Origin of the sequence: Paraburkholderia sp. SIMBA_027 (assembly GCF_046535315.1) — a bacterium.
Taxonomy (GTDB): domain Bacteria; phylum Pseudomonadota; class Gammaproteobacteria; order Burkholderiales; family Burkholderiaceae; genus Paraburkholderia; species Paraburkholderia tropica.
This window is the reverse complement of the sequence record NZ_JAWRWY010001091.1, coordinates 1-254: the sequence shown is the minus strand read 5'-3', so window position 1 is coordinate 254 and position 254 is coordinate 1. Positions and strand designations below refer to the sequence as shown.

Below are 254 nucleotides of genomic sequence, written 5' to 3'. Positions count from 1 at the left end.
AGAAAACGTCATTTGCTGTGTGGGAACGGGATCACGATGAGCGAGAACATACTCGGGGCTTTCATGGAGGAAGAGCTGGTCTCCCAGCCCGCCGTCTGGCAGCGCGCCGTCGAACAAGCCCGGGCCGAGCAGCTGCTTCCTGCCGATGGCCAGCGCGTCGCCGTGGTGGGCTGCGGAACGTCGTGGTTCATGGCCCAAAGCTATGCGGTGGCCCGCGAATCTGCGGGCAAGGGCATGACGGATGCGTTCGCCGC

Annotated in this window: 1 pseudogene; it reads left to right on the top strand. The window is 64.6% G+C overall.

Annotation, left to right across the window (positions count from 1 at the left end):
* Positions 1 to 36: 36 nt before the first annotated feature.
* Positions 37 to 254 (top strand): annotated as a pseudogene (locus tag SB764_RS42490) (hypothetical protein); the annotation flags it as partial.